Annotated in this window: 21 protein-coding genes; 11 read left to right on the forward strand and 10 right to left on the reverse strand. The window is 71.4% G+C overall.

What is annotated here, in order from left to right; all coding sequences use genetic code 11:
- Positions 1–81: 81 nt before the first annotated feature.
- The 3 genes from ABT025_RS06150 to ABT025_RS06160 all read left to right on the forward strand — a co-directional run bounded on the left by ABT025_RS06150 (position 82) and on the right by ABT025_RS06160 (position 2,397).
- Positions 82–1,179: an LLM class flavin-dependent oxidoreductase gene (locus tag ABT025_RS06150; RefSeq protein WP_350990395.1), complete on the forward strand. Its 1,098-nt coding sequence runs from the start codon at positions 82–84 to the stop codon at positions 1,177–1,179.
- A gap of 4 nt (positions 1,180–1,183) precedes the next feature.
- Positions 1,184–1,837 carry an FMN reductase gene (locus tag ABT025_RS06155; RefSeq protein ID WP_350990397.1) on the forward strand — a complete coding sequence of 218 codons (654 nt, stop codon included), beginning with the start codon at positions 1,184–1,186 and terminating at the stop codon, positions 1,835–1,837.
- Positions 1,838–1,974: 137 nt separating this feature from the next.
- Positions 1,975–2,397 carry a universal stress protein gene (locus ABT025_RS06160; RefSeq protein WP_350990399.1) on the forward strand — a complete coding sequence of 141 codons (423 nt, stop codon included), beginning with the start codon at positions 1,975–1,977 and terminating at the stop codon, positions 2,395–2,397.
- Between the two features lie 181 nt (positions 2,398–2,578).
- On the opposite strand, the gene ABT025_RS06165 is transcribed toward ABT025_RS06160, so the two are convergent.
- Complete coding sequence (locus tag ABT025_RS06165) at positions 2,579–2,977, reverse strand: hypothetical protein (protein WP_350990401.1); 399 nt, start codon at positions 2,975–2,977, stop codon at positions 2,579–2,581.
- Positions 2,978–3,098: 121 nt separating this feature from the next.
- Here ABT025_RS06165 and ABT025_RS06170 point away from each other — a divergent pair, with 121 nt between their 5' ends.
- The 4 genes from ABT025_RS06170 (at position 3,099) to ABT025_RS06185 (ending at position 8,423) form a co-directional block, all read left to right on the forward strand.
- Positions 3,099–3,992, forward strand: coding sequence for a hypothetical protein (locus ABT025_RS06170; protein WP_350990403.1), 894 nt, complete (start codon positions 3,099–3,101; stop codon positions 3,990–3,992).
- A complete protein-coding gene (locus ABT025_RS06175; protein WP_350990405.1) occupies positions 3,989–4,966 on the forward strand; it encodes an endonuclease/exonuclease/phosphatase family protein in 978 nt (325 codons plus the stop codon). The genes ABT025_RS06170 and ABT025_RS06175 overlap by 4 nt, the downstream gene beginning before the upstream one ends.
- 91 nt (positions 4,967–5,057) lie before the next feature.
- Positions 5,058–6,020, forward strand: a complete 963-nt coding sequence (locus ABT025_RS06180) for an NADP-dependent oxidoreductase (RefSeq protein ID WP_350990407.1) — start codon at positions 5,058–5,060, stop codon at positions 6,018–6,020.
- A 486-nt stretch (positions 6,021–6,506) separates the two neighbouring features.
- Positions 6,507–8,423 (forward strand): FUSC family protein, encoded by a 1,917-nt coding sequence (locus ABT025_RS06185; protein ID WP_350990550.1) that lies wholly within the window; start codon positions 6,507–6,509, stop codon positions 8,421–8,423.
- A 37-nt stretch (positions 8,424–8,460) separates the two neighbouring features.
- On the opposite strand, the gene ABT025_RS06190 is transcribed toward ABT025_RS06185, so the two are convergent.
- Positions 8,461–8,868, reverse strand: a complete 408-nt coding sequence (locus ABT025_RS06190; RefSeq protein WP_350990409.1) for an RNA-binding S4 domain-containing protein — start codon at positions 8,866–8,868, stop codon at positions 8,461–8,463.
- A gap of 314 nt (positions 8,869–9,182) precedes the next feature.
- Here ABT025_RS06190 and ABT025_RS06195 point away from each other — a divergent pair, with 314 nt between their 5' ends.
- The gene (locus ABT025_RS06195; protein ID WP_350990411.1) at positions 9,183–10,727 is read left to right on the forward strand and encodes a VWA domain-containing protein; all 1,545 of its coding nucleotides are present in this window, start codon (positions 9,183–9,185) and stop codon (positions 10,725–10,727) included.
- On the opposite strand, the gene ABT025_RS06200 is transcribed toward ABT025_RS06195, so the two are convergent.
- The gene (locus tag ABT025_RS06200) at positions 10,676–11,872 is read right to left on the reverse strand and encodes a sensor histidine kinase (protein WP_350990412.1); all 1,197 of its coding nucleotides are present in this window, start codon (positions 11,870–11,872) and stop codon (positions 10,676–10,678) included. The two genes, ABT025_RS06195 and ABT025_RS06200, sit on opposite strands and share 52 nt — an antisense overlap.
- Entirely contained in the window at positions 11,869–12,522 is a 654-nt protein-coding gene (locus ABT025_RS06205; protein WP_350990552.1) for a response regulator transcription factor, read from the reverse strand. The genes ABT025_RS06200 and ABT025_RS06205 overlap by 4 nt, the downstream gene beginning before the upstream one ends.
- 148 nt (positions 12,523–12,670) lie before the next feature.
- Between ABT025_RS06205 and metG the strand changes: the two genes are divergently transcribed.
- Complete coding sequence (metG, locus tag ABT025_RS06210; protein ID WP_350990414.1) at positions 12,671–14,275, forward strand: methionine--tRNA ligase; 1,605 nt, start codon at positions 12,671–12,673, stop codon at positions 14,273–14,275.
- Positions 14,276–14,395: 120 nt separating this feature from the next.
- Here metG and ABT025_RS06215 read toward each other — a convergent pair whose 3' ends face one another.
- The 3 genes from ABT025_RS06215 to aspS form a co-directional block, all read right to left on the reverse strand.
- Entirely contained in the window at positions 14,396–15,199 is an 804-nt protein-coding gene (locus ABT025_RS06215) for a L,D-transpeptidase family protein (protein WP_350990416.1), read from the reverse strand.
- Between the two features lie 299 nt (positions 15,200–15,498).
- On the reverse strand, positions 15,499–16,449 hold the full coding sequence (locus tag ABT025_RS06220) for an intradiol ring-cleavage dioxygenase (protein ID WP_350990418.1): 951 nt from the start codon (positions 16,447–16,449) through the stop codon (positions 15,499–15,501).
- A 142-nt stretch (positions 16,450–16,591) separates the two neighbouring features.
- Positions 16,592–18,409: an aspartate--tRNA ligase gene (gene aspS, locus ABT025_RS06225; RefSeq protein ID WP_350990420.1), complete on the reverse strand. Its 1,818-nt coding sequence runs from the start codon at positions 18,407–18,409 to the stop codon at positions 16,592–16,594.
- 152 nt (positions 18,410–18,561) lie between these two features.
- Between aspS and ABT025_RS06230 the strand changes: the two genes are divergently transcribed.
- Entirely contained in the window at positions 18,562–20,661 is a 2,100-nt protein-coding gene (locus ABT025_RS06230; protein ID WP_350990421.1) for an ATP-binding SpoIIE family protein phosphatase, read from the forward strand.
- Positions 20,662–20,671: 10 nt separating this feature from the next.
- Here the strand turns inward: ABT025_RS06230 and ABT025_RS06235 are convergent, their stop codons facing one another.
- The 3 genes from ABT025_RS06235 to ABT025_RS06245 all read right to left on the reverse strand — a co-directional run bounded on the left by ABT025_RS06235 (position 20,672) and on the right by ABT025_RS06245 (position 23,394).
- Positions 20,672–21,763 (reverse strand): AI-2E family transporter, encoded by a 1,092-nt coding sequence (locus ABT025_RS06235; protein ID WP_350990422.1) that lies wholly within the window; start codon positions 21,761–21,763, stop codon positions 20,672–20,674.
- Positions 21,764–21,848: 85 nt separating this feature from the next.
- Complete coding sequence (locus ABT025_RS06240) at positions 21,849–22,805, reverse strand: pirin family protein (protein WP_350990424.1); 957 nt, start codon at positions 22,803–22,805, stop codon at positions 21,849–21,851.
- A gap of 148 nt (positions 22,806–22,953) precedes the next feature.
- On the reverse strand, positions 22,954–23,394 hold the full coding sequence (locus tag ABT025_RS06245; protein WP_136207169.1) for an SseB family protein: 441 nt from the start codon (positions 23,392–23,394) through the stop codon (positions 22,954–22,956).
- Between the two features lie 207 nt (positions 23,395–23,601).
- Here ABT025_RS06245 and ABT025_RS06250 point away from each other — a divergent pair, with 207 nt between their 5' ends.
- Complete coding sequence (locus ABT025_RS06250) at positions 23,602–25,428, forward strand: acyl-CoA dehydrogenase (RefSeq protein ID WP_350990426.1); 1,827 nt, start codon at positions 23,602–23,604, stop codon at positions 25,426–25,428.
- Positions 25,429–25,481 lie beyond the last annotated feature (53 nt).

Raw genomic sequence — 25,481 nt, forward strand, 5'->3', positions numbered from 1 at the left:
TCCGTTGTAGGGTGTGTTCACATAGTTCAACGTTCAACCACCTGAGCGAACACCTGAAGCGATCACCTGGAGGCGGGCGCCATGCAGTTCGGGATCTTCACCGTCGGGGACATCACCACCGACCCGACGACCGGCACGACGCCGAGCGAGCACGAGCGGATCAAGGCCACCGTCGCCATCGCGCGGAAGGCCGAGGAGGTCGGCCTCGACGTGTTCGCGACCGGCGAGCACCACAACCCTCCGTTCGTGCCGTCCTCGCCGACGACCACCCTCGGCTACATCGCCGCCCGCACCGAACGCATCATCCTGTCCACCTCGACGACCCTGATCACCACCAACGACCCGGTGAAGATCGCCGAGGACTACGCCACGCTCCAGCACCTCGCCGACGGCCGCGTCGACCTGATGATGGGCCGCGGCAACACCGGCCCGGTCTACCCCTGGTTCGGCAAGGACATCCGCCAGGGCATCCCGCTCGCCGTGGAGAACTACGCCCTGCTGCACCGGCTGTGGCGCGAGGACGTCGTGGACTGGGAGGGGAAGTTCCGTACGCCACTGCAGTCCTTCACCTCGACCCCGCGCCCGCTGGACGGCGTACCGCCGTTCGTCTGGCACGGATCCATCCGCTCCCCGGAGATCGCCGAGCAGGCCGCGTACTACGGCGACGGCTTCTTCCACAACAACATCTTCTGGCCCATCGAGCACACGAAGAAGATGGTGAACCTCTACCGGCAGCGCTACGCCCACTACGGCCACGGCACCGCCGAGCAGGCCATCGTGGGTCTGGGCGGGCAGGTGTTCATGCGCAAGAACTCGCAGGACGCGGTGCGGGAGTTCCGTCCCTACTTCGACAACGCGCCGGTCTACGGGCACGGGCCGTCGATGGAGGACTTCACCCAGCAGACGCCGCTGACCGTGGGCTCCCCGCAGGAGGTCATCGAGCGGACGCTGTCCTTCCGGGACGCCGTCGGCGACTACCAGCGCCAGCTGTTCCTGATGGACCACGCGGGGCTGCCGCTGAAGACGGTCCTGGAGCAGCTCGACATCCTCGGCGAGGAGGTCGTCCCCGTGCTGCGCAAGGAGTTCGCCAACCTGCGCCCCGCCGGGGTGCCCGAGTCCGCACCCCTGCACCCGGCCGTCACCGCGGCCGCCACCGCCACTGCCGCGAAGGAGAGCTGACACCGTGTTCGCCACCGAACCGCTGAGGATCGTCGCCGTCTCGGCCGGGCTGAGCAGCCCCTCGTCGACCAGGCTGCTGGCCGACCGGCTGGCCGCGGCCACCCGGGAACGGCTGGACGCCGACCAGGACCGGCCGGTCGAGGTCCGGGTGGTCGAACTGCGCGACCTGGCCGTCGACATCGCGGGCAACCTGGTCTCCGGATTCCCGTCGGCCAAGCTGGAGGAGGCCATCGGCGCGGTGACGGGGGCCGACGGACTGATCGCCGTCACCCCGGTCTTCACCGCCTCGTACAGCGGACTGTTCAAGTCGTTCTTCGACCTCGTCGAGAACACCGCGCTGACCGGCAAGCCCGTCGTCGTCGCGGCGACCGGCGGCACCGCCCGGCACTCGCTGGTGCTGGAGCATGCGATGCGTCCGCTCTTCGCCTACCTGCGGGCCGTCACGCTGCCGACGTCGGTGTACGCGGCCTCGGAGGACTGGGGCTCGTCGGGCGACGAGTACACCGAGGGCCTGCCGGCCCGGATCCGGCGTGCGGGCGGCGAGCTCGCGCAGGCGATCACGGGCGGCCGGGCCGTCTCCGGGGCGTCCAGGACCCTCGGACTGGACGACGAGGTGGTCCCCTTCGAGCGGCAGCTGGCCGACCTTCGGCTGGACTGACCGACCCGGACGCTGTGCTTTCGTCCGGTTTGACTACAGTTGCGCGAGAAGGCGCGTCGTGCGGTCCATCCGCACGACGCACCGGCACGACCGAGCACGACCGAGCAGAACCAAGCGGAACCGAGCTGGAGGCAGAGATGGGCAGGATCGTGGTGGGCGTTGACGGCTCCGAGTCGTCGATCAAGGCACTGCACTGGGCCGTACGCCAGGCGGAGCTGACCGGTGACACGGTGGAGGCCGTCAACAGCTGGGAGTACCCCGCGACCAGCTGGGCGTCCATGATGCCGGGCATGCCGGAGGACTTCGACCCACAGGCTCTGGCCACGGTGTCGCTCACCGAGGCGCTGGAGGAGGCCCTGGGTGCCGAGGGCGCGGCCGCCGTCAGCAAGGTCGTGGTGATCGGCAATCCGGCGCAGGCCCTGCTCGACCGGGCCGCGGGGGCGAATCTGCTGGTCGTGGGCGCGCGCGGGTACAGCGGCTTCAAGGCCACCCTGCTCGGCTCGGTCAGCCTGCACGTCGCCCAGCACGCACCGTGCCCGGTGACCGTGGTCCGCAACTGACAACGGCTCCGCACGCCGGACGGGCCCGCGCAGCCGAGGCGCGGGCCCGTCCGGCGGGGAGCTGCGCGGAGCTCGAGGAGAGCTGCGCGGGGCTCGGTCCGCCCGTGTGAGAAGCGGCGGCTCGGTCCGCCCGTGTGCAGAAGCGGCGGCTCGGTCCGCCCGTGTGCAGAAGCGGCGGGGCTCAGTCCGCCCGTGTGTAGAAGTAGTAGAACGCGGCCACCAGCATGCCCGCCCCGGTCAGCAGGCCGAGCACCGACGCGGCCAGCACGCTCTTGCCGGACAGGCTGTACAGGAAGCCGACCGAACCGCCGAACAGCGCACCGTACGAGGCTGCCGCGAGTTCGGGCGGCAGGCGCCTCTGCACCCGGCCCAGACCGAAGCAGAGCGCCGCGAGAACGGCGCCGGAGATCAGGCCGAGCGCGAGCCGCGTGCCGGTGAGCACACCGCCGTCGCGGGCGATGGACGTCGCGTAGCAGCCGAGGATCACGCCGAGCGTGACGGGCACGGCCCAGCTGAGCATGGAGGGGCGCTTGACACGCGCGCGTGTTCCGCGTGCCTGCACCGAAGCGTGTGCGGCCATGGCAGCGAGCTCCTTCCGTCGCCCCCGCTTTCCTCCAGAGCACACCCGGCCGGGCAGCCCGGCAACTCGGATGGCCCACGGCCCGGGGCGCAGCACCGGCATCCGCGGTTCCCTGGTGGTTGTGCGGACCTACTTCTCGGCGGCTCTCTCGGTGGTGTTCCTGGTGCTGCTCGCCGTCCTGGTGCCACTGAGCGCTCTCTCCGCCTGGGTCGATCTGGAGATCGACGACACGGACCGATACGTGGCCGCGGTGGCGCCGCTCGCCTCCGACCCTGATGTGCAGAACACCGTGGCCGACCTGATCACCGACGAGGCGATGAAGCAGATCGACGTCGGCCCGCTCCGGGACACCGTCCGCGACTTCCTGCACCAGGCCGTGCAGTCCTTCACCACCACCGACGCCTTCCAGGCCGCGTGGAACGCCGCCAACCGCACGGCCCACGAGGCCGTCACGGCGGCGCTGGACGGGGACAGCGGCGAGAGCGTCACAATCGACCTGGCGCCCGTGACGGAGAAGGTGAAGCAGAACCTGGTGGACAACGGGGTGCCGTTCGCCGACCAGATCCCCGTCCAGCACACCGACATCCAGATCATCTCCGCCGACCGCGCGGACCAGATGCGCCAGACCTTCCGCCTGCTGAGGGCCGCCAGTGTGTGGCCGGCCGTCGGCACGCTCGTGTTCGCGCTCCTCGCCATCGTCCTGGCCTGGGTGCGCGGCGGACCCGGCCGCCGGGGCTCGGCCCTGGCCGCGCTCGCCGCCACCGCCGTCGCCGGGGCCGGCTTCGCCCTCGGCGCGCTGGTGCTGCGCGGGGCGCTCGCGCTGGCGCGCAACCGGGTGCTGGCCGAGGTGCCCGGCAGCGACACCGACGGTGCGGCGGCGGTGTACGACGCGCTGACGGGGTCGCTGCGCACCACGGTGTGGATCGTCTTCGGTACGGGCCTCGCGGTGGCCGTGTGCGCGGTGGCGGCGCGGATCTGGGCCCAGCGGGTGCTGCCGGTACCGTCCGGGGCATGACGGAACCGCTCCGCCGCCCCGCACCGAGAAACGCCCTGCTCTGCGTGGCCGTGCTCCTCCTGGCCGGGGTGAGCCTCGTGATCGGCTTCCGGGCCGCCGGCGCCGACGGCCCGACCCCCGTCCCGCAGGTCCTGGCCTTCCTGCCCTGGCTCCTGGTGCCCGGCGCCGCCGGTCTCGGGCTCGCGGCACTGGCCCGGTGGCGCGCCGGCCTGGTGTGGGCGGCGGTGACTCTCGCGCTGACCGTGTGGTTCGTGCGCCCGTACGGCCCCGGCACCACGGGCTCCCACGGTCCGGTGGTGGCCCGGCTCGACGTCCTCACCTCGAACGTGGAGTTCGGTGACGCGACGGACGCGCTGATCGCGACGGTCCGCCGCGAGGAACCCGACGTCGTCTTCGTCCAGGAGTGCGACTTCGCGTGCGCGGACGCGCTCGCCGCCCGCGTCCCGGCCGCCTCGTACCCGTACCGCGATGTCGTCCGGCTCGACGGTTCGCTCGGCTCGGCGATCCTCAGCAGGTACCCGCTGCGGCCGGCGGGCCGGATCGAGGGCGCGATGGCGATGCCGGGCTCGGTCGCCGTCGTGGCGGGCCGGGACGTGCGGCTCCAGCTCGCGCACCCCATGCCGCCGGTCCCCGGCGGGGTGAACGTCTGGCGCCGCGAACTCGGCCGGATCCGCGACCTCGCCGCAGCCGTCCGGACGGAGCCCGCCGTCGTGGCCGGCGACTTCAACGCCTCCCAGGACCATGCCGCCTTCCGGGCCGTCCTGGACGCGGGCGGCCTCCACGACAGCGCCCGCCTCGCCGGCTCCTCCCGTGCGTACTCCTGGCCCGCCGACCGCACCACACCCTTGCGCACCCAGATCGACCATGTGCTGGTCAGCGAGGAGTTCTCGGTCCGCTCGGCCCGCTTCCTGCGCCTCGCCGCCACCGATCACCGAGCGCTGCTCGTCGCCCTCGAACTGCACGAAGACGGCTGAGATCCCGGCCCGTCCGCGCCGAGGTGCGGTCCCCGGCGGGCCGGGGAAGAGTGGAGGGGGTGACTGCCGGGGCTACTGGGAGGTCTTCCGCATGCGAGCCATCGCCGTCAGCACATTCCGGTCCGATCCCACCCTGGTCGTGGTCCCCAAGCCGGATCCGGGACCGGGCGAGGTCCGGGTCAGGGTGGAGTACGCCTCGGTCAACCCGCACGACTGGCAGCTCACGGACAGCACCCTGGACGGCCTCGCCCCGCAGGTCCATCCCCTGGTCGTGGGCGTGGACTACGCGGGCCGGGTGGACATGATCGGCAGCGGCGACAACCGCTTCCGGGTCGGCGACCACGTCTTCGGCCGGTCCGGCGGTCCGGCGGCCGGCGCGGGTACGTACTGCGACTACGTCTGCGTGCCGCAGGACTCCGCCATCGCCCTCGTCCCCCGCGGCCTCGACCCGCGGATCGCGGCCGCCCTGCCGTCCGCAGGGATGGCCGCCGCCCAGATCCTGGAGGCGGTGGCGCTGCGCGGCCACGAGAGCCTGCTGGTCATCGGGGCGGCGGGCGGCGTCGGCAGCTGCCTGACCCAGCTGGCCAAGGCCCGGGACGTGCGCGTGATCGCGGCGGTGCGCGGTGACGAGCGGTCCAGGATGGGGTCGTTGGGCGCCGCCGCCACGATCGACACCACGCAGAGCGATCCGGCTGCCGCGATACGGGCCGCCTGCCCGGACGGCGTCGACGCGCTGGCCGACCTGGCCTCCGCGACCCCCGAGGCGTTCGCCGCACACGCCGCGGTGCTCCGGCCGGGCGCCATCGCGCTCTCCACCCGCGGCGTCGCGGCCAAGGCCCCGCTCCCCGACGGGGTGCGGGGCGTCGACTTCCGCCTCGCCCCGAGCCCGGTCCTGCTGGACGTACTGGCCGCGGGCGCCGCGGAAGGCGTCCTGCGCGTCCCCATCGACATCGAACTCCCCCTGGAGAAGGCCCCTCAGGCCCTGGACCGCAACCGGACCGGCGGGGCGCGCGGCAAGACCGTCATCGTGCTGCGGGACCACGGACACCGGTGAGAGCAAGCCACCACGGACGACCGGAGCGGGATCGGGAGCGAGGGCAGGACCAGGAGCAGGAGCAGAAGCGCCGGGACCGGGACCGGGACATCATCGACGGCATTCGACGATCGACGGCATCGACGGGCTCTGCGCCGTGGAACGCGTCCCGCGCGACCGTGACGACCGGGAACCCGGCCTCGCCGCCGGCGAGAAGGCGCGACTGCGTACCGTGGAGGTCAGGACCAGTGCCGGGACCTGCCGCGGCAATGCGGCGAGCACCGGGCGTTGAGCGAGTCCGGTGAGGAACCCTCACAGACACGGGTCCGCCCGGCCGACGAGGTCGAGGGACATCGAAGCTGACCGCCGAACGGTGAGGGGGGCGCGTTGACAGGCACCGGAGCCGACGCGGGCGCGAAGGGCGGCAGTGCGGGCGGAGGCGACGGCACCGAAGCCGTGGCGGCCACCGGCTCGACCGTCCGGCCCACCCCGGCCCAGCGGCGGGCCATGCCACCCGTCTGGCTCCGCTACGGCCTGCGCCCCCAGCCCACCCCCATCCCGTGGGCCGCCGTCGCCCGCGCCTCCGTGGCGCTCGCCGCACCGCTCGCCGTCGGATTCGCCGCGGACCGTCCGGTGTACGGGGCGCTGGCCTCCATGGGCGCGCTCTCCGGCGTCATCGGCGACACCGCCGACGCCTACCGGATGCGCATCCTCAACATCGCCGTGCCGCAACTGTTCGGCGCCCTCGGCATCATGATCGGCACGCTCGTGTACGGGACCGGCTGGTCGGCCGTCGCCGTGCTGACCCTCATCGGCCTCGCCTCCGGGATGATGTCGACGATCGGCGCCGTCGCCTCCGTTTCGGGGCTGCTGCTCCTGCTCAACTCCGTGGTGGGTGCCGGGCTGCCGATGCCGGATCCGTGGTGGGTGGCGCCGCTGCTGCTGACGCTGGGCGGGCTCTTCGTCCTCGCCCTGACGCTGCTGGCCTGGCCGTTGCGGCGGAAACTGCCGGAGCGGGTCGCGGTCACGGGCACCTATCTCGCGGTCGCCGACCTGCTCGCCACCGCGGGCAGCGACGCGTACGAGGAGAGGCGACAGGCCGTCACGGACTCCCTCAACACCTCCTACGACCTGATCCTCGCCCGCCGCGCCCGCTACCACGGCCGCAGCGGCGCGATGGTGCGGCTGCTGTCCCAGCTGAACGTCGTCATCCCTCTGGTCGAGGCGGCCCCCGCGGTACACGTACGGCGGCTCCGGCTGCCCGACGCGATCCCGGCGGCGGTACGGGACCTGGCCGCAGACGTGGCGGAGGGCCGAACCGGCGGCGCCGAACCCGCCCTGCCCACCCCGGACTCGCCCGCCACCCGGGCGGTCGACGCCGCGCTGCGCCATGCCTTCGCGGTCGTCCACAAGGCCGAGCCCGATCCGTACAACGTCGACGACCGGCTGGGCAGGCCGGCCGCGCTCGGCGTGCGCGTCCGGCGCGCCACCCGCAACGTCCTGCTGTCCGGGCCCTCGTGGCGGTACGGGCTGCGCCTCGCGCTCTGTATCGGACTGGCCCAGTCGCTGACCTCGCTGGTCGACGTACCGCGCTCCTACTGGGTGGCGCTGACCGTCACTTTCGTCCTCAAGCCCGACTTCGGATCGGTGTTCTCCCGCGCCGTGCTGCGTTCCGTGGGTACGGCCGCGGGACTCGTCGTCGCGGCCCCGGTGCTGGCGGAGGTGCCGGTCGGCTGGTGGGACGTGCCGGTCATGGTGCTGCTCGCCGCCCTGATCCCGGCACTCACGGCGAAGGGCTACGCCTTCCAGACCGCGGCCGTCACCCCGGTCATCCTGCTGCTGTCCGATCTGCTGAACCACCAGGGCGTACACCTGGTCTGGCCGCGCTTCCTGGACAGCCTGATCGGCTGCGCCATCGTGCTGGTGGCCGGCTATCTGCTGTGGCCGGAGAGCTGGCACACCCGGATCGGGCACCGTCTGGCCGACGCGGTCACGGACATCGCGGACTATGTGGCGTACGCGTTCGAGCCGGGCGGCGACGGCGACCGGGCCGAACGGGTCCGCGTCCGCCGCCGCATCTACCGGGATCTGTCGTCCGTACGCTCCGAGTTCCAGCGCGCCCTGACCGAACCGCCCCCCACCGGCACCCGCGCCGCCGCGTGGTGGCCGCTGGTCGTGGCCGTGGAGCGCATCGTGGACGCCACGACGGCGGCCCGGGTCCGCGTCAACCACGGGGCCCCGGAACCGGAACCGGCCGAGGTCGCCGTGGTGCGCCGCCAGCTCGTCGAACTGGCGGATGGGCTGCGGGCCAGCGAGGTCCTGGTGGAGGTGCGCGCCGAACTCCCGGGCGACGACGAGGGCGTGCTCGCCCCGCTTCGCCAGGAGGTGGCGGCGGCCAGGGCCATCGCCTCACCCCTGCCGTAGCAACGCGCCCGGCCCCGCTCCCGCGCGCCGCGCCCGGTCACTCCGAGGGCTCGGGACCCGCACCCCGCAGCCGGTCCATCTCCCGCCGGTCCCGCTTCGTCGGCCGGCCCGCGCCCCGGTCCCTTACCGGAACCTGGATCGCGGTCTCGCGCGGCGGCGGGGGCGGGCTGTTGTCGACGAAGCACTCCACGGCCACCGGTGCCCCGACCCGCTTCTTCACGATCTTCGACACGACGACGACCCGGTCCCGGCCCTCGTGCCGCAGCCGCACCTCGTCGCCGACGCGCAACGCCTGGGCGGGCTTGGCGCGCTCGCCCGCGACCTTCACATGACCCGCACGGCAGGCGGCGGCCGCCTGCGCACGGGTCTTCGTGAGCCGGACCGACCAGATCCAGACATCGACCCGAACGCTGCCTGCCGCCTGCGGCGCCTCACCGGAAACCATGGGTCCGACTCTAGTGCGGTGGAAGCGCGCGGGACCGGCGGAAGCGGCCGACCGCCTCTTCCGCGGGGCAGTTGTGCCCCTTCCACCTGCAACACCGGTCCGGAGGCGGCCCGCTTGTCGCATCTGCCGATAACAGACAACGGGACTCGGTCCGGAATCGGTTGCGGCTCCGGTCGGTCTCAGTTGTCCCACGGGCGGGCCGCGCCGCCGAAGGGCCGGATCCGGCCGCTAACCTTACGTATCCGCCCTGGCCAGGGATCAATTCCCGCAGTACGGACATTCATCGCACCCAACTCACGCGAAAGGCCTCGCCCATGGGCATTCGGAGCTTGCTGCGCAAGGTGTTCGGCCGTGACCGCACGGAGCAGGACGAGCCGACGACGGCCACGGTCCCGCCCCAGGGCGAACGCACCCGGGCCACGGCGTCGGAGTCGGTGACGGTGGACGAGCCGGCGACCGAACCCGCCCCGGCCGTCAAGGCATCGGTACCGGCCCCGGCCTCCTCGGAGCCGGCCCTGACCACCGTGTCCCGGTCGACGAAGGACGACGGCGGGCTGGCGGCGGACCTCGTGGCCGAAGCCTTCGACAAGGCCGCCACGCCCGCCCCCAGGACCACGCCCACGGTTCCGTCACAGGGTTCCGGGTCCCGGACGAAGTCCGCCGAGCCCGTGTCATCGCCCGCGTCGGACACGGCGGCGGAAGCGAAGGCCGAAGCGGAAGCGGAGGCCAAGGCCGAGGCCGAGGCCGAGGCCACGGTCGTGGCTCCGGAGCCCGTGGAGGCGCCGGCCGAGACCCCTGCCCCTGCCCCGGCCGCCGAGGCGGAGCCGGTCGCCGCCGCCGAGCCGGAGGCTGAGCCCGAGCCCGAGACGGTCGCCGCCGCGGAACCGGAGGCCGAGCCCGAGCCCGAGCCGGTCGCCGCCGATGCCGCCCCCGAGCTCCTCACCATCGACATGGACCCGGAGCCCGAACCGGAACCGATCGCCGCCGTGGCCGCACCGGAGCCCGCACCGGCACCGGCCGCCACCGCGGTCGAGCCCGAACCGGAGCCCGCACCGGCACCGGCCGCCACCGTGGTCGAGCCCGAACCGGAGCCGTCCACCATCACCATCGCGGTCGAGCCCGAACCGGCACCGGCACCGGCACCCGAGCCCGCGGCCGCAGCCGCCCCGGCCGCCCCCGCCGGAAAGCCCGCGCTCACCCTGGCCAAGGTCAAGGCCCGCGCGCCCGAGCTCGTGGGGCCGTACAAGGCCGCCCAGGCCGGGCTCAAGGCACACGGGCTCACCGGCCTGCGCGCCACCGTCTACCTGGTGCTCGACCGCTCCGGTTCCATGCGGCCGTTCTACAAGGACGGCAGCGCCCAGCACCTGGGAGACCGCACGCTCGCTCTCGCCGCGCACCTCGACGAGAGCGCCACCGTCCAGGTCGTCTTCTTCTCGACCGACATCGACGGCACCGGCACGGTGGAGCTGGACGGTCACGAGGGCCGGATCGACGAGCTGAACGCGGGCCTCGGCCGGCTCGGCCGGACGAACTACCACCGCGCTGTCGAGGAGGTCGTCGCGCACTACGAGAAGTCGGGGGCCACCGGTCCGGCACTGGTGGTCTTCCAGACGGACGGCCCGCCGGACGTCAAGCAGGCCGCCCGTCAGGCGATCGACGACGCGGCACGGCTGCCGCTGTTCTTCCAGTTCGTCGCGTTCGGCGACGCGGACGCGAAGGGCTTCGACTTCCTGCGGAAGCTCGACGCCCCGAACGCCGGCTTCTTCCACGCGGGCCCCGCCCCGCGCGAGGTCGCGGACGCCGCGTTCTACCGCGAGACGCTGGCCGCGCTGCCCGCCTGGGTCGCCGCCAACGCCTGATCCACCGGCAGGCGTACGGTCACGGCGAGCCCGCCCTCCGGGCCCGGCACCGCCGTGACCGTACCGCCGTGCGCCACCGCGATGGAACATACGATCGAAAGCCCGAGTCCCGAGCCCCGCCCCATCCGGTCCTTTCCCTCACCGCGCCGGAACGGCTCGAACAGACCGGGGATGTCCGCCGCGTCCACCACCGGACCGCTGTTGCGCACCTCCAGCAGCACCCCCGCGCCCGCCGGCACCAGGGACACCTCCACACTCCCGCCGGGCACGTTGTACGTCACCGCGTTGGCCACCAGATTGGCCACCAGCTGGGCCAGCAGCAGCCTGTTCCCCCGCACCACGCAGGGGTCGGCGTCGGCCGCCACCCCCGGGTACCGGCCCGCCTCCTCCGCCACCACCCGGTCCAGGTCCACGGCTTCCCGCTCGCTCTTCTCCAGGCCGCGCTCGCTGCGCGCCAGCACCAGCAGGCCCTCGATGAGCCGCTCACTGCGCCGGTTGTTGTCCAGGAGCGTCTGCCGGATGCGTACGAGATCGTCCGGAGTCGGGTCCTCCAGGCCCACCTGGATCGCCACCCGCTGGGTGGCCAGCGGGGTGCGCAGCTCGTGCGAGGCGTTGGCGATGAACCGGCGCTGGCTGTCGAAGGCCTTCTCCAGCCGGGCCAGCAGCGCGTCCAGCGTGTCGCCCAGCTCCTTCAGCTCGTCGTCGGGCCCGCTGGAGGCGATCCGCTCGTGCAGCGTGTGCGCGGAGAGCCGACGCGCCTTCGCGGTCATCTCGTGGACGGGCCGCAGGAGCCGCCCGGCCGTCCACCACCCCACACCCACCGCGCACGCCGTCATCACGAGCAGGGCGGCCGCGGACCAGATGAGGAGCTGGTCCCCTGCCGCGTTGCTGACATCGTCGGTGAGGTCGTAGACGGTCGGCGGCCCGAGGCTGCGCCGGGTGACGAGGGGCCCGTTGACGGCGTATCCGGGCTGGACGACCGCTGCGGTACGGGCGATGGCGCGGGCCTGCGAGTCGGTACCGGCCCGGGAGGCGAGGTTGACCGTGGCGAGCAGAGCGGTCCCGAGGACCAGGAAGACGCCCCCGTACACGAGGGCGATGCGGGTCCTGATCGTGGCGTGCGGCACCCGTGCCCAGGCGCTCACAGGGCGTATCCCACGCCCTGCACGGTGCGGATCAGGGCCGGCTCCCCGAGCTTTCCGCGCAGCTTGCTCATGCAGACACGTACGGCGCCGGTGAAGGGGTCGGCGTTGGCGTCCCAGGCCCGCTCCAGGAGCTCCTCCGCGCTCACGGTCCCGCCGTCGGCCTCCAGCAGCAGCTGGAGCACGGTGAACTCCTTCGGCGAGAGGTCCAGCTCGCGGCCGTCCCGGGTCGCGGTGCGGCGCACGGTGTCGAGGCGGATGCCGTACCGCACCAGCTGCGGCGGCACGGGGCGGGCGCTGCGCCGGCGCAGGGCGCGGACCCGCGACACGAGTTCGGGGAACTCGAACGGCTTGCCCAGGTAGTCGTCGGCGCCCAGGTCCAGCCCGGAGACGCGGTCCTCCATGGAGCCGGCGGCCGTCAGCATCAGGATCCTGGTCCGGGAGCCGGAGGCCACCAGTCCGCGGGCCACGTCGTCGCCGTGCACCCGGGGAAGATCACGGTCCAGGACGACGACGTCGTAGTCGTGCAGCCCCAGGTAGGCCTGGGCGGCGTCACCGCTGTACACCGTGTCGACGGCGAACCCCGCCCGTCGCAGCCCGGTGGCGACGAGCTCGGCCAGGATCTCCTCGTCCTCGGCGACCAGTACCCGCATCGTGATGTCCCCTGCCTCGTGCACGCGTGTCCACTCCCTCCCAGGATGCGTCTTTGTTACCGGAAGGGATGTTTCGCAAAGCTCTCCGCACCCGCGCCCGGGTTTATCGGTGTGAGGGGATCTCCCACGGACCGTTAGGATTTCGACCATGGCGGCCACTGGATCCGAGAAGCAGGCGGCGACGGCGTTCTACGTCTCGACCCCCATTTACTACGTCAACGACGCTCCTCACCTGGGCCACGCCTACACGACCGTCGCAGGGGACGTGCTCACCCGCTGGCACCGCCAGCGCGGCGAGAAGGTGTGGTACCTCACCGGCACGGACGAGCACGGTCAGAAGATCATGCGCACGGCCGAGGCGAACGACGTCACGCCCCAGGCGTGGTGCGACAAGCTCGTCGAGGAGGCCTGGAAGCCCCTCTGGGAGCACCTGAACATCGCGAACGACGACTTCATCCGTACGACGGAGAAGCGGCACACCGACCGTGTGCAGGAGTTCGTGCAGGACCTGTACGACAAGGACGAGATCTACAAGGGCGGGTACGAGGGCCCGTACTGCGTGGGCTGCGAGGAGTACAAGCTCCCCGGCGATCTCATCGAGGACGAGGACGGCGTCAAGCTGTGCCCGATCCACAAGAAGCCGGTGGAGATCCTCAAGGAGGAGAACTACTTCTTCAAGCTCAGCGAGTACGGCCCGAAGCTGCTGGAGTTCTACGCGGCCAACCCCGGCTTCATCCAGCCGGAGTCCGCACGCAACGAGGTCGTGAACTTCGTCAAGCAGGGTCTGCAGGACCTGTCGATCTCGCGCTCGACCTTCGACTGGGGCGTCCCGGTCCCGTGGGACGACAAGCACGTCATCTACGTGTGGGTCGACGCCCTGCTGAACTACGCCACCGCGGTCGGCTACGGCGCCAACCAGGAGAAGTTCGACGGCACCTTCCCGGCGAACGTGCATCTGGTCGGCAAGGACATCCTGCGCTTCCACGCGGTGATCTGGCCGGCGATGCTGATGGCGCAAGGCCTGCCGCTGCCGGGCCGGGTCGCGGCCAACGGCTGGCTGATGGTCGGCGGCGAGAAGATGTCGAAGTCGAACCTGACGGGCATCAAGCCGCAGGACCTGACCTCGCACTTCGGTGTGGACGCCTACCGCTGGTACTTCCTGCGGGCCATCGCCTTCGGGAGTGACGGCTCGTTCTCCTGGGAGGACTTCACCGCCCGCTACACCTCCGAGCTCGCCAACGACTACGGCAACCTGGCATCGCGCCTCGCGGCCATGGTCGGCAAGTACTACGGCGGCACGCTCCCCGGGGCCACGGCCGCGGGCGAGGCCGAGCAGGCGGTCCGGGAGGGCCTGGCCAAGGCCGTCGCCACGGCCGACCTGAAGATCGGCGAGGAGCTGGACTTCCAGGGCGGCATCCTGGCGATCTTCGACTTCGTGAAGCAGGTCAACGGCTACATCACGGAGCAGGAGCCGTGGAAGGTCGCCAAGGACGAGTCGCCGGAGGGCAAGGCCCGCCTCGCGACCATCCTGTACACGGCCTCCGACGCGCTGCGCGGCGTAGCGGTCCTGCTGAACTCCGTCATGCCGGAGACCTCGCAGAAGCTGTGGGAGTCGCTGGGCGCCGAGGAGTCCCTGGGCGCGCTGTCCGACCAGCGCGTGCAGGACGCGGGCACATGGGGTCTGCTGCAGCCGGGCGCCACGGTGACGAAGGGCGCGGTGCTGTTCCCGCGCCTGGAGGAGAAGCCGGCGTAACGGCGTACGTACGAGGGAGGGGCGGGACCGTGCTTCGGTCCCGCCCCTCCCTCGTGTCCCGGCTCCGGGAGCCGGTCGGCGGCCTCCGGGTTACGGGCCACGGCCCGGATGCCCCTGCTCTCAGCTGCTCAGCGACGCCGCGTCCCCCATCACGATGACGGGCTCCCGCGCCGGGTCGAGCACCCCCAGGAGCTCCTTCATCCGGTCCTCGGTGACAGAGACGCAGCCCTGGGTGGGGCCGCCGTGGTCGACGTGGATCCAGATGCCGCCGCCGCGTTCGTCACCCAGGGGGCGGGCCTGGTCGAGGGGCGAGACGCCGGGGACGCGGTTGTAGTCGATGGCGATGACGTAGTCGAACGACCCCTCCAGCGGCTCCCCGTGGAAGCCCTCGCCCTCCACCTTGAAGTCCGGGCTCAGGTCGTACGGGAAGGCTGTCGCCGGGGGTTCGAGGCGGCCGCCCGCCGCGGTCAGGGTGAAGACGCCGACCGGTGAGCGCAGATCGCCCTCCCAGTGCTCGGCCGTCCAGCCGTTCAGGGCGTTGTGGGCGGGCCAGGGAGCCAGGGCGGCCCGCCACCCCGCGGCGGGGTCGTCCCGGGTGTAGAGCACGGCCGTGGAGCGATTGGAGTCCGGTGACTCGCCGGTGACGACGAACGCCTGCCGGGCACCTGCCGGAATCTGTGCCCGCATCCGCGGCCCCAGCCCGGGGATCTCACGTGGCGGGGCCGGCGGCAGTGACGGTGCGGGCGGTACGGCGGCGGCCCCGGGCGGTCCCGGTACGCCGGTGGCACCCGCGGTCTTCGTGGTGGCACCGCCCCCGCCCATACCTGCGAGGGAGACCGACCCGCACCCGGCCAGCAGCAGCAGGAGGGCCGCGCAGACGACGTACGGGAGGCGCAGCGGAACGCGCGAACGGGGCACGGGCACGGGGGGCTCCTCTGCGGTGGGTGGCCGGGTGCGGGTTCTGCGGACACGGGCCGGGGGACCGGCCGGTGCCGAGGTCGGCCCAGGCAGTCTTTGCCGCAGCCGGGGCCCGTCAATCCGGCACCGGGGCCATCCGGGTCTCACCGTTCGGGTGATTCATGCACTTGTATGTGCGCAGCCATGTGTCACCGGGCAGCACGAAGGGCCCGGAACCGGGTGCTTCGGTGCCGGGCCCTTCGTCTCCGCGGGGGAACGGAGGCCTGAGGAGGCTGCTGCGCTGCGTGCGGATCAGTGCGGGGTGATCACATCCCCGTTCCGTCGTGCGTCTCGTCGGGGTCCACGCCCATGGTGATCGAGCCGACGACGCCGCGCTCGATGTGCTTCCTGCGGTACGAGAGCTTCAGCAGCCCGCCCGTGACACCGCTCTGGTCGTAGATGGTGTCCTCGGTCAGGGTCGTACGGGTGGTGGTGCTCGTGGAGTACGGCGCGACCTCCGCCGAGTCGAGGACCGCGGACTCCGCGAAGAAGAACTGGCCGGTGTGGCAGGTGTGCCCGCCCTCGTACCCGGCGTCGGTCGTCTTCCCGCCGACGTGCACCTTGGTGTGAATGTGCACGGCGCGGCCCTGGTACCAGCCCGGGAAGATCGTCTTGAACTCCACGTAGCCGTGCTTGTCGGTGAGCCGGGTGCCACGCAGGTAGCGCTCGTCGTCGGTCGGTTCGCTGTGTCCGCCGCCGCCACCGCCGGGGCCGCCGGACGGGGGCGTGCCGGTCGGGGGCGTCCCGGTGGGGGCGTCCGTCGGGGTGCCGGTCGGGGCGTCCGTGGGGGCGCCGCTCGGCGGGGTGCCACCGCCGCCGGGGCCGCCCTGGCTCATGCTCTCGTAGCCGGAGTAGACACCCAGTGCGTCGCAGTGCCAGATGTCGACGGCCGCCTGCTTGACGGGCTCGCAGGTGTCGGTGTCGATCACCTTGAGCCGGAGGGTCATCGGAATGCCCTCCTTGTCCTCGGTGATGTCCTTGCGGATCTTGTCGGCGTCGATGTAGTACGGGCCCTCGGTGGTCTCCGAGGTGAGCCGGTAACACGCCTCGCCCTGTCCGGCGGCCTTCTTCCCGCTGCCGCCACCGCCCTCGCCCGCCGAGGCGTTCGCGACGGCCCCGGCCCCTATCCCGGCTGCGGCGACGACCGCGCCGCCGGCGATCACCATGCGGCGCCGGGTCAAGTCCTTCTTGTGCGCGGGTCCCTGATTCTCTGTCATGACGGGGAGGCTAGGCAGCCCAGCTGGCAGGAACATGAGCGCGGGCTGTGCGTTCCTGTGCGTACACCGTGCATACGGAAACAGTCCCCGGCCGGGCGGCCGGGGACTGTTTCACGTGGAACCGAAGCGGAACCGCTGACGCCTACTTCGCGCCGGTGTCCCTCGCCACGGAGTCCTTGGCCTCCGCCTTCTCCTTGGCCGGCGCGACCGGCTTGCGGAGCTGGATGTTCAGCTCGCGCAGCCGGGTCTCGTCCAGCTCGCTCGGGGCGCCCATCATCAGGTCCTGGGCGTTGCCGTTGAGCGGGAAGGCGATGGTCTCGCGGATGTTGGGCTCGTCGGCCAGCAGCATCACGATGCGGTCGACGCCCGGGGCGATGCCACCGTGCGGCGGGGCGCCGAGGCGGAACGCGCGCAGCATGCCCGCGAACTCCCTCTCGACGGTCTCCGCCTCGTAACCGGCGATCGCGAAGGCCTTCAGCATGACCTCGGGCTCGTGGTTACGGATGGCGCCGGAGGACAGCTCGATGCCGTTGCAGACGATGTCGTACTGCCACGCCAGGATGTCGAGCGGGTCCTTCTCCTCCAGGTCCTTCATGCCGCCCTGAGGCATGGAGAACGGGTTGTGCGAGAAGTCGATCTTGCCGGTGTCCTCGTCCTTCTCGTACATCGGGAAGTCGACGATCCAGCAGAAGCGGAAGACGCCCTCCTCGAAGTGGCCGGCGCGCTTGGCGGCCTCGACGCGGACGACGGACATGATCTTGGAGACCTCGTCGAACTCGCCCGCGCCGAAGAAGACGGCGTGGCCGGGGACGAGGGACAGACGCTCGGTGAGGGTCTTGATGTCCGTCTCGGTGAGGAACTTGGCGATCGGGCCCGCCAGCGTGCCGTCCTCGCCGACGCGGACCCAGGCCAGGCCCTTGGCGCCGTGCTCGACCGCGTACGCACCGAGGCCGTCGAAGAACTTCCGGGACTGGCCCGCGGTGTCCGGCACCGGGAGCGCACGGACGTGCTTGCCGGCGAAGGCCTTGAACTCCGAGTCCGCGAAGATGTCGGAGATGTCGACGAGCTCCAGCTTGGCCCGCAGGTCCGGCTTGTCGTTGCCGTACTTCAGCATCGACTCGCGGAACGGGATGCGCGGGAACGGCGAGGTGACGTGGCGTCCGTTGCCGTACTCCTCGAAGAGCTCGGTCATGAGCTTCTCGATCGGCTGGAAGACGTCCTCCTGCTCGACGAACGACATCTCGACGTCGAGCTGGTAGAACTCGCCGGGCGAACGGTCGGCGCGGGCGTCCTCGTCGCGGAAGCAGGGCGCGATCTGGAAGTAGCGGTCGAAGCCGGAGATCATCAGCAGCTGCTTGAACTGCTGCGGCGCCTGCGGAAGGGCGTAGAACTTGCCCGGGTTCAGGCGGGACGGGACCACGAAGTCACGGGCGCCCTCGGGGGACGTCGCGGCGAGGATCGGGGTCGCCATCTCGTTGAAGCCGAGGGCCACCATCTTGGAGCGGATGGAGGCGATGACGGACGAGCGCAGCATGATGTTGCGGTGCATGCGCTCGCGGCGCAGGTCGAGGAAGCGGTACTCCAGGCGCCGCTCCTCGTTGACCCCGTCCTCGGCGTTGATCGTGAAGGGCAGCGGGGCGGCCTCGCCCAGCACCTCGACCTCCGTGACCTCGATCTCGATCTCGCCGGTCGAGAGCTCCGGGTTGACGTTGTCGGCGCCGCGGGCGGAGACCTTGCCGTCGATCCGTACGACGGTCTCCTTGGTCAGCTTCGCCAGGGCGTCGTTGCCGGGGGTGCCGGGGCGGGCGACGAGCTGCACCAGACCGTAGTGGTCGCGCAGATCGATGAAGAGGATGCCACCCAGGTCTCGGCGATTGTGCAGCCAGCCGCTCAGCCGGACGTCGGTGCCGACGTCAGAGGCGCGGAGCTCGCCGCAGGTGTGGGACCTGTACCGATGCATCGTCGTTCATCCAGTCTTCGCGGTTGGGGGATGATTCAGCCACCCCAGGCTACCGCCCGCGACCGGACCGTTTCATTGTCATTGTCCGTATCAAGATCGCCGACGGGCCCGCGGCGCTGCCCCGCAGGCACAGGCCGGTCTAAAGTGGGGCAATGCGCACCGAGGATGTCCTGGCCGCGACCGCGACCGGACTTTGGCGCTGGGACAACGGAGCCGGGACGGTCACGCTGGACGCGGAAGCGGCCCGGATGCTCGAGCTGCCCGCCGAGGCCGGTGTCTTCCGTGAGTCGGAAGTACGCTCCCGCTTCCACCCCGTCGACTGGAACGAGATCTACGGGGTGGTGAACCTCGCGGTCGCCGAGGGCACGCTCGCCGAGGCCCGGCTGCGGATCGTGGACGAGCGCGGCCGGGTGCTGCGCACCGTACGCAGCCGCTCCAAGCCGCTGCCGCCCGAGCAGGGCGACGACACGCGCTATGTGCTGGTCGGCACTCTCCAGGAGGTCGCCGAACCGCAGCCCGGCACGACGGGGGTGCACACCCCGATCACCGGCGACTGGCGGCGTTCCCGCGAGGCGTTCCTGCTCGACGCGGGACGGGCGCTGGCCGAGGCCCGGTCGACGGCGGAGGTGCTGCGGGTGGCCTACTCGCTCTCCATGCCCGGCTTCTCACCGGACGGGCTGGCGGTCTTCGGGATCGAGGGCGAACGGCTGACGATCGTCGGGCACCACGGGCACAACATGGGCGACGAGGGCCCGTTCAACGACATGCCGCTGGAGACCGACTACCCGGCCGCCGAGGTCGTACGGACCGGGCGGGCGGTCTATCTGCCGACGGCCGACGACTACCGCAACCGCTATCCGGCCACGTGGCCGCTGGCCCGCCGGTTCGGACGCCGCTCCTGGGCCTTCCTGCCGCTGATCGCGGCGGGGCGCACGATGGGCACCTGGATGGCCGGGTTCCGGCATCCGGTGTCGTTCTCGCCGGACGAGCGCTCGGTGCTGACGACCGTGGCCCGGATGCTCGCCCAGGCGCTCGCCAGGGCCGGGGTCGCCGAGACGGAGCGGGAGCTGTCACTGGGGCTCCAGCGCTCGATGATGCCGTCCCTGGGGCCCGACATCCCGGGGATGACGGTGGCCGCCCGCTACGTCCCGACCGGGGGCGGCCTCCAGGTCGGCGGCGACTGGTACGACATGATCCCGCTCCCCAACGGCCGCATCGCCCTCGTCATCGGCGACGTCCAGGGGCATGACGTGCGCGCCGCGGGGCTGATGGGCCAGTTGCGGATCGCCCTGCGCGCGTACGCCTCCGAGGGGCACCGCCCGGACGCGGTGCTCTCGCGCGCCTCGCGCTTCCTGTCCGGGCTCACCGACGCCCACGAGGACGGCGAGCAGACGGGGGCCCGCTTCGCGACCTGTCTGTACGCGGAGGCGGACCCGGACACAGGCACCCTCGACATCGCGCGGGCCGGCCATCCCGACCCCGTGGTCATGACCGGCGACGGGACCGCCGTCATCCGCCGGACCGAGGGCGGGCTGCCGCTCGGCATCGAGGCCGACGCGGACTATCCCACGACCCGGATCACGCTGGAAGCCGGAGAAACGATCATGCTGTGCACGGACGGGCTGATCGAGACCGGCGGGCACGACCTGGCCACCGGCTGGGTCCGGCTCCGGCCGATCCTGGAGCGGCACAACGGCGATCTGGAGAAGCTCGCGGACGAGCTGGTGCAAGCCGTGCACGGGCCGGCCTCGCACTACACGACGGGGCCGCTCGCCGACCGGCGCGAGGACGACATAGCGGTCCTGCTGCTGCGGCGCGAGACCTCCACCGCGCACCCGACGGCGCCCCGGCGGACCGCGCTGACCATCGCCCAGGCCGAACCGGAGCGGATCGCCGCGGCCCGGCTGCTGCTGCGCGAGATGCTGCACGACTGGGCGGACCCGGAGCAGGTCGACTCGGCCGTGCTGATGGTGTCCGAGATGGCCACGAACGTGCTGGTCCACACGGACGGCGACGCGCTGATGGTCGCGCAGGCGACCGGGGAGCACGGGGAGCGGCGGCTGCGGGTCGAGGTGTCCGACGGCAGTGACGAGCTGCCGCACAAGCGGCGGCCCGGCGAGATGGCTTCCAGCGGCCGGGGCCTGGTGCTGATGGAGATGCTCGCCGATGCCTGGGGGGTGGATCCGCAGGGCGCGGGGAAGTCGATCTGGTTCGAGCTGGACGAGTCGGTGGAGGCGGAACCGGAACGGTAGCGCCGGGGCCTCAGGCGCCGGACGGGCTCGGGGAGGCGTCCGGGGCGGGTGCCTCCGGGGGCTCGGTGCGGCCCTTGCGCAGTTCGCCGATGATGCCGAAGACCGCGGCGCACACCGGAACCGCGAGCAGCATTCCCAGCACACCGGCCACGCTCGCCCCCGCGGTCAGCGCGATCATGATCGTGGCGGGGTGCATCTGGACCGTACGGCTCTGGATCATCGGCTGGAGGATGTGGCCCTCCAGCACCTGGACGGCGAGGACGACCCCGAGCGCCCAGAGCGCGATCACCAGGCCCCGGTCCGCCAGCGCCACCAGGACCGCCACGGTGCCCGAGAGGAAGGCGCCCAGATACGGGATGTAGGCGCCGACGAGGACGAGCGCCCCGAGCCCCACCGCACCGGGCACCCCCAGGATCAGCAGGCCGACCGTGATGCAGACCGCGTCGATCAGAGCGATGAACGTCGTCCCGCGCATGAAACCCTCGACGGCCTCGAACGCCCGCCGCCCCATCGCCTCGACCAGGTCGCCGGTGCCGCGCGGCGCGACGGCGTGCGCGAGGTTCACGGCCCGGTCCGAGTCGCGCAGGAAGAAGAACGTGAGCAGCAGGGCGAGGACGCTGGTCGCGGCGAGCGAACCGAGCAGGCTGATGCCGCTGAGGACTCCGCCCGCGGCGCTCGCGCCGAACTTCTCGATGAGGTTCCGGGCATTGGCCGTGAGGTCGTCCACATTCGTGCCGTCCGCGATGCCGAAGTGGTCGATGACCCACTGACCGGCGTCCTTCAGCGACTGGACGATCTGGTCGCCGCTGTCGACGAGCGCGGTGACGACGATGTAGCCCGCGCCGCCGACCACGGCCACGAGCAGGGCGCACGTGAACCCGGCGGCCACCGAACGGTTCACCCCGTGGGCGGTCAGCCGCCGGTAGACCGGTCCGAGGAGCGCTGTGCCGAGCAGCGCGAGGAGGATCGGGGTGACCGCGGTCTTGAGAGTGACGCACAGCCAGATGGCGACGGCGGCGACACCGGCCACCAGCAGGACGACACCGCACCACGCGGCCGTACGCCGGGCGACATCGGGCAGGAGAGGCTCTGGAGTCTGCACTCTCCCACCCGACCACGCCGCCCGGGCGGTGTCCCCGTCCGTGCCGCCGTACGAGTGATGAACCGTCATACGGCGGCTGCGGGGCTCACATTCCGTGGACTGCGGGAACCGTGCCGAGGCGGCCGGCCTGGAAGTCCTCGAAGGCCTGCTTCAGTTCGGCCTGGCTGTTCATCACGAACGGCCCGTAGTGAGCCATCGGCTCCCGGATGGGACGCCCGCCGAGCAGCACGACCTCCAGGTCCGGGGTGTGGCCGTCCTGCTGCTCGTCCGCGCGGACGGTCAGCGAGGAGCCCGCACCGAAGACCGCGGTCTGGCCCATGTGGACGGGCCGGCGCTCCTCACCGACGGTGCCGCGGCCGGCCAGCACGTACGCGAGACCGTTGAAGTCCTCGCGCCACGGCAGCGTCACCTCGGCGCCGGGGCGCACGGTGGCGTGGATCATCGAGATGGGGGTGTGGGTGACGCCCGGACCCTCATGGCCGTCGAGCTCGCCCGCGATCACCCGGAGCAGCGCACCGCCGTCGGGCGAGGCGAGCAGCTGGACCTGGCCGCCGCGGATGTCCTGGTAGCGCGGGGCCATCATCTTGTCGGCCTTGGGCAGGTTCACCCAGAGCTGGAGGCCGTGGAAGAGGCCGCCCGACAGGACGAGGGACTCCGGCGGCGCCTCGATGTGCAGGAGCCCGGATCCCGCTGTCATCCACTGGGTGTCGCCGTTCTGGATGGTGCCGCCGCCCCCGTTGGAGTCCTGGTGGACGAAGGTGCCGTCGATCAGGTACGTCACGGTCTCGAAGCCGCGGTGGGGGTGCCACGGGGTGCCCTTCGGCTCTCCGGCGGCGTACTCCACCTCACCCATCTGGTCCATCATGATGAACGGGTCGAGGTGCTTGTAGTTGATCCCCGCGAAGGCGCGGCGGACCGGGAAGCCCTCGCCCTCGAACCCGCTCGGCGCCGTGGTCACGGCGAGCACGGGACGGGCCACGGCGTCGCCGGCGGCGGCGACCTTGGGCAGGGTCAGCGGGTTTTCGACGGTCACTGCGGGCATGGGAGCCACCTCCGGGGGACTGTTCTGAAACCAATTTAGTTGAATGGTGAACATCCTGCAAGGCGGCATCCATTCCCGCACCCGCCGGAGCAGCAGAAAGGGGCCCGTGCCGCCTGGCGGCACGGGCCCCTCCCTCCGAAAGCGTCGATCAGCCGTACATGCGGCGCATCGCGAAGTCGACCATCTGCTCCACGGCCTTGGCGTCGAAGACCATGCGGTGCTCACCCTCCATGTCCAGGACGAAGCCGTAGCCGGTGGGCAGCAGGTCGATCACCTCGGCCCCGGTGATCACGAAGTACTTGGACTCCTTGCCCGCGTACAGCCTCAGCTCCTTGAGCGTGGTGAACATCGGGATCACGGGCTGCTGGGTGTTGTGCAGCGCGAGAAAGCCCGGATTGTCGCCGCGCGGGCAGTACACCTTCGACGTCGCGAAGATCTGCTGGAAGTCCTCGGCGGACAGCGAGCCGGTCGTGAAGGCCCGTACCGCGTCGCCCAGCGAGGGCGGCGAGGGTTCGGGATACAGCGGCTGCTCGCCGTAGCCGCCACCCATCGGCTGCTGTGCGCCCTGGTTCTGGTCGTAGCCGTACATGGAGCAAAGAGTAATCGGACACATCTCACCCTTGAGGGGTTGCGTCTTATTACTGACGGGTAGCATCATCGTAGAGGTCAGCTGATACGTCTGGGCCCAGCCAGGCCCCCGGCGGTGCGGCAGACCGGTATCCCGCCAGCCCGTCGCCCGATCCTCACCCCTCCACGGGGCGCTGCGCGCCACTGCTATTGATTACGGAGCCTTCCCATGGGGCACTACAAGTCGAATCTCCGCGACATCGAGTTCAACCTCTTCGAGGTCCTCGGGCGCGACAAGCTGTACGGCACCGGTCCGTTCGCGGAGATGGACGTCGAGACCGCGAAGAGCATCCTCGACGAGGTCGCCCGCCTCGCGGAGAACGAGCTCGCCGACTCCTACGCCGACGCCGACCGCAACCCCCCGGTCTTCGACCCGGAGACCAACACCGCACCGGTCCCGGACACCTTCAAGAAGTCCTACCAGGCCTTCATGGACTCGGAGTACTGGCGCCTGGGCCTGCCCGAGGAGATCGGCGGCACCACCTCGCCGCGCTCCCTGATCTGGGGTTACGCGGAGCTGCTGCTCGGCGCCAACCCGGCCGTGTGGATGTACTCCTCCGGCCCGGCCTTCGCCGGCATCCTCTTCGAGGAGGGCAACGAGGCGCAGAAGAAGATCGCCGAGATCGCCGTCGAGAAGCAGTGGGGCTCGACGATGGTGCTGACCGAGCCGGACGCCGGCTCCGACGTCGGCGCGGGCCGGACGAAGGCCGTCGAGCAGGAGGACGGCTCCTGGCACATCGAGGGCGTGAAGCGCTTCATCACCTCGGGCGAGCACGACATGTCCGAGAACATCATTCACTACGTGCTGGCCCGCCCCGAGGGCGCCGGACCCGGCACCAAGGGCCTCTCGCTCTTCATGGTCCCGAAGTTCCACTTCGACTGGACCACCGGCGAGCTGGCCGAGCGCAACGGCGTGTACGCGACGAACGTCGAGCACAAGATGGGCCTCAAGGCGTCCAACACCTGCGAGATGACGTTCGGCGACCGGCACCCCGCCAAGGGCTGGCTGATCGGTGACAAGCACGACGGCATCCGCCAGATGTTCCGCATCATCGAGTTCGCCCGCATGATGGTCGGCACGAAGGCCATCGCCACGCTCTCCACGGGCTACCTCAACGCGCTGGAGTACGCCAAGGAGCGCGTCCAGGGCACCGACCTGTCGCAGTTCATGGACAAGGCGGCCCCCAAGGTCACCATCACGCACCACCCCGACGTGCGCCGCTCGCTGATGACGCAGAAGGCGTACGCCGAGGGCATGCGCTCCCTCGTCCTGTACACCGCCTCCGTCCAGGACGCGATCCAGGAGAAGGAAGCCGCGGGCGAGGACGCGAAGGCGCTGCACGGTCTCAACGACCTGCTGCTCCCGATCGTGAAGGGCTACGGCTCCGAGAAGTCGTACGAGCAGCTGGCTCAGTCCCTCCAGACGTTCGGCGGCTCCGGGTACCTCCAGGAGTACCCGATCGAGCAGTACATCCGTGACGCCAAGATCGACACGCTGTACGAGGGCACGACGGCCATCCAGGGCCAGGACTTCTTCTTCCGGAAGATCGTCCGCGACCAGGGCGCCTCGCTCAACACGCTCTCCGAGGAGATCAAGAAGTTCCTCGCGGGCGCCCAGGGCAACGAGGAGCTGTCCGGCGCGCTGGACCACCTCGCGAAGGCGGCCGTGGACCTGGAGGCGATCGTCGGCACGATGATCACCGACCTCACCGCGACCGGCGAGGACGTCAAGAACATCTACAAGGTCGGCCTCAACTCGACCCGCCTGCTGCTGGCTTCCGGCGATGTCGTCGTCGGTTACCTGCTGCTCAGGAGCGCGGCCGTGGCCGCCGAGAAGCTGCCGACCGCCTCCCCCAAGGACGTCGCCTTCTACCAGGGCAAGATCGCCGCCGCGAAGTTCTTCGCCGCGAACATCCTGCCGGGCGTCGGCGCCGAGCGCGCGCTCGCCGAGGCCGTCGACAACTCCCTGATGGAACTGGACGAGGCCGCGTTCTAGGGTCTTTCCGCACAACCACCCCACCGCCACCCGGACTTGCTGCCGGGTGGCGG

The organism is Streptomyces sp. NPDC002809, from assembly GCF_040295435.1.
GTDB lineage: Bacteria > Actinomycetota > Actinomycetes > Streptomycetales > Streptomycetaceae > Streptomyces.

Excerpts from the sequence above, each read along its gene's own strand:
- ABT025_RS06150 (WP_350990395.1), top strand. The coding sequence starts at position 82 with ATGCAGTTCGGGATCTTCACCGTCGGGGACATCACCACCGACCCGACG.
- ABT025_RS06160 (WP_350990399.1), top strand. The coding sequence starts at position 1,975 with ATGGGCAGGATCGTGGTGGGCGTTGACGGCTCCGAGTCGTCGATCAAG.
- ABT025_RS06165 (WP_350990401.1), bottom strand. The coding sequence starts at position 2,977 with ATGGCCGCACACGCTTCGGTGCAGGCACGCGGAACACGCGCGCGTGTC.
- ABT025_RS06175 (WP_350990405.1), top strand. The coding sequence starts at position 3,989 with ATGACGGAACCGCTCCGCCGCCCCGCACCGAGAAACGCCCTGCTCTGC.
- ABT025_RS06180 (WP_350990407.1), top strand. The coding sequence starts at position 5,058 with ATGCGAGCCATCGCCGTCAGCACATTCCGGTCCGATCCCACCCTGGTC.
- ABT025_RS06185 (WP_350990550.1), top strand. The coding sequence starts at position 6,507 with ATGCCACCCGTCTGGCTCCGCTACGGCCTGCGCCCCCAGCCCACCCCC.
- ABT025_RS06190 (WP_350990409.1), bottom strand. The coding sequence starts at position 8,868 with ATGGTTTCCGGTGAGGCGCCGCAGGCGGCAGGCAGCGTTCGGGTCGAT.
- ABT025_RS06195 (WP_350990411.1), top strand. The coding sequence starts at position 9,183 with ATGGGCATTCGGAGCTTGCTGCGCAAGGTGTTCGGCCGTGACCGCACG.
- ABT025_RS06205 (WP_350990552.1), bottom strand. The coding sequence starts at position 12,522 with ATGCGGGTACTGGTCGCCGAGGACGAGGAGATCCTGGCCGAGCTCGTC.
- metG (WP_350990414.1), top strand. The coding sequence starts at position 12,671 with ATGGCGGCCACTGGATCCGAGAAGCAGGCGGCGACGGCGTTCTACGTC.
- ABT025_RS06220 (WP_350990418.1), bottom strand. The coding sequence starts at position 16,449 with ATGACAGAGAATCAGGGACCCGCGCACAAGAAGGACTTGACCCGGCGC.
- aspS (WP_350990420.1), bottom strand. The coding sequence starts at position 18,409 with ATGCATCGGTACAGGTCCCACACCTGCGGCGAGCTCCGCGCCTCTGAC.
- ABT025_RS06230 (WP_350990421.1), top strand. The coding sequence starts at position 18,562 with ATGCGCACCGAGGATGTCCTGGCCGCGACCGCGACCGGACTTTGGCGC.
- ABT025_RS06240 (WP_350990424.1), bottom strand. The coding sequence starts at position 22,805 with ATGCCCGCAGTGACCGTCGAAAACCCGCTGACCCTGCCCAAGGTCGCC.
- ABT025_RS06245 (WP_136207169.1), bottom strand. The coding sequence starts at position 23,394 with ATGTACGGCTACGACCAGAACCAGGGCGCACAGCAGCCGATGGGTGGC.
- ABT025_RS06250 (WP_350990426.1), top strand. The coding sequence starts at position 23,602 with ATGGGGCACTACAAGTCGAATCTCCGCGACATCGAGTTCAACCTCTTC.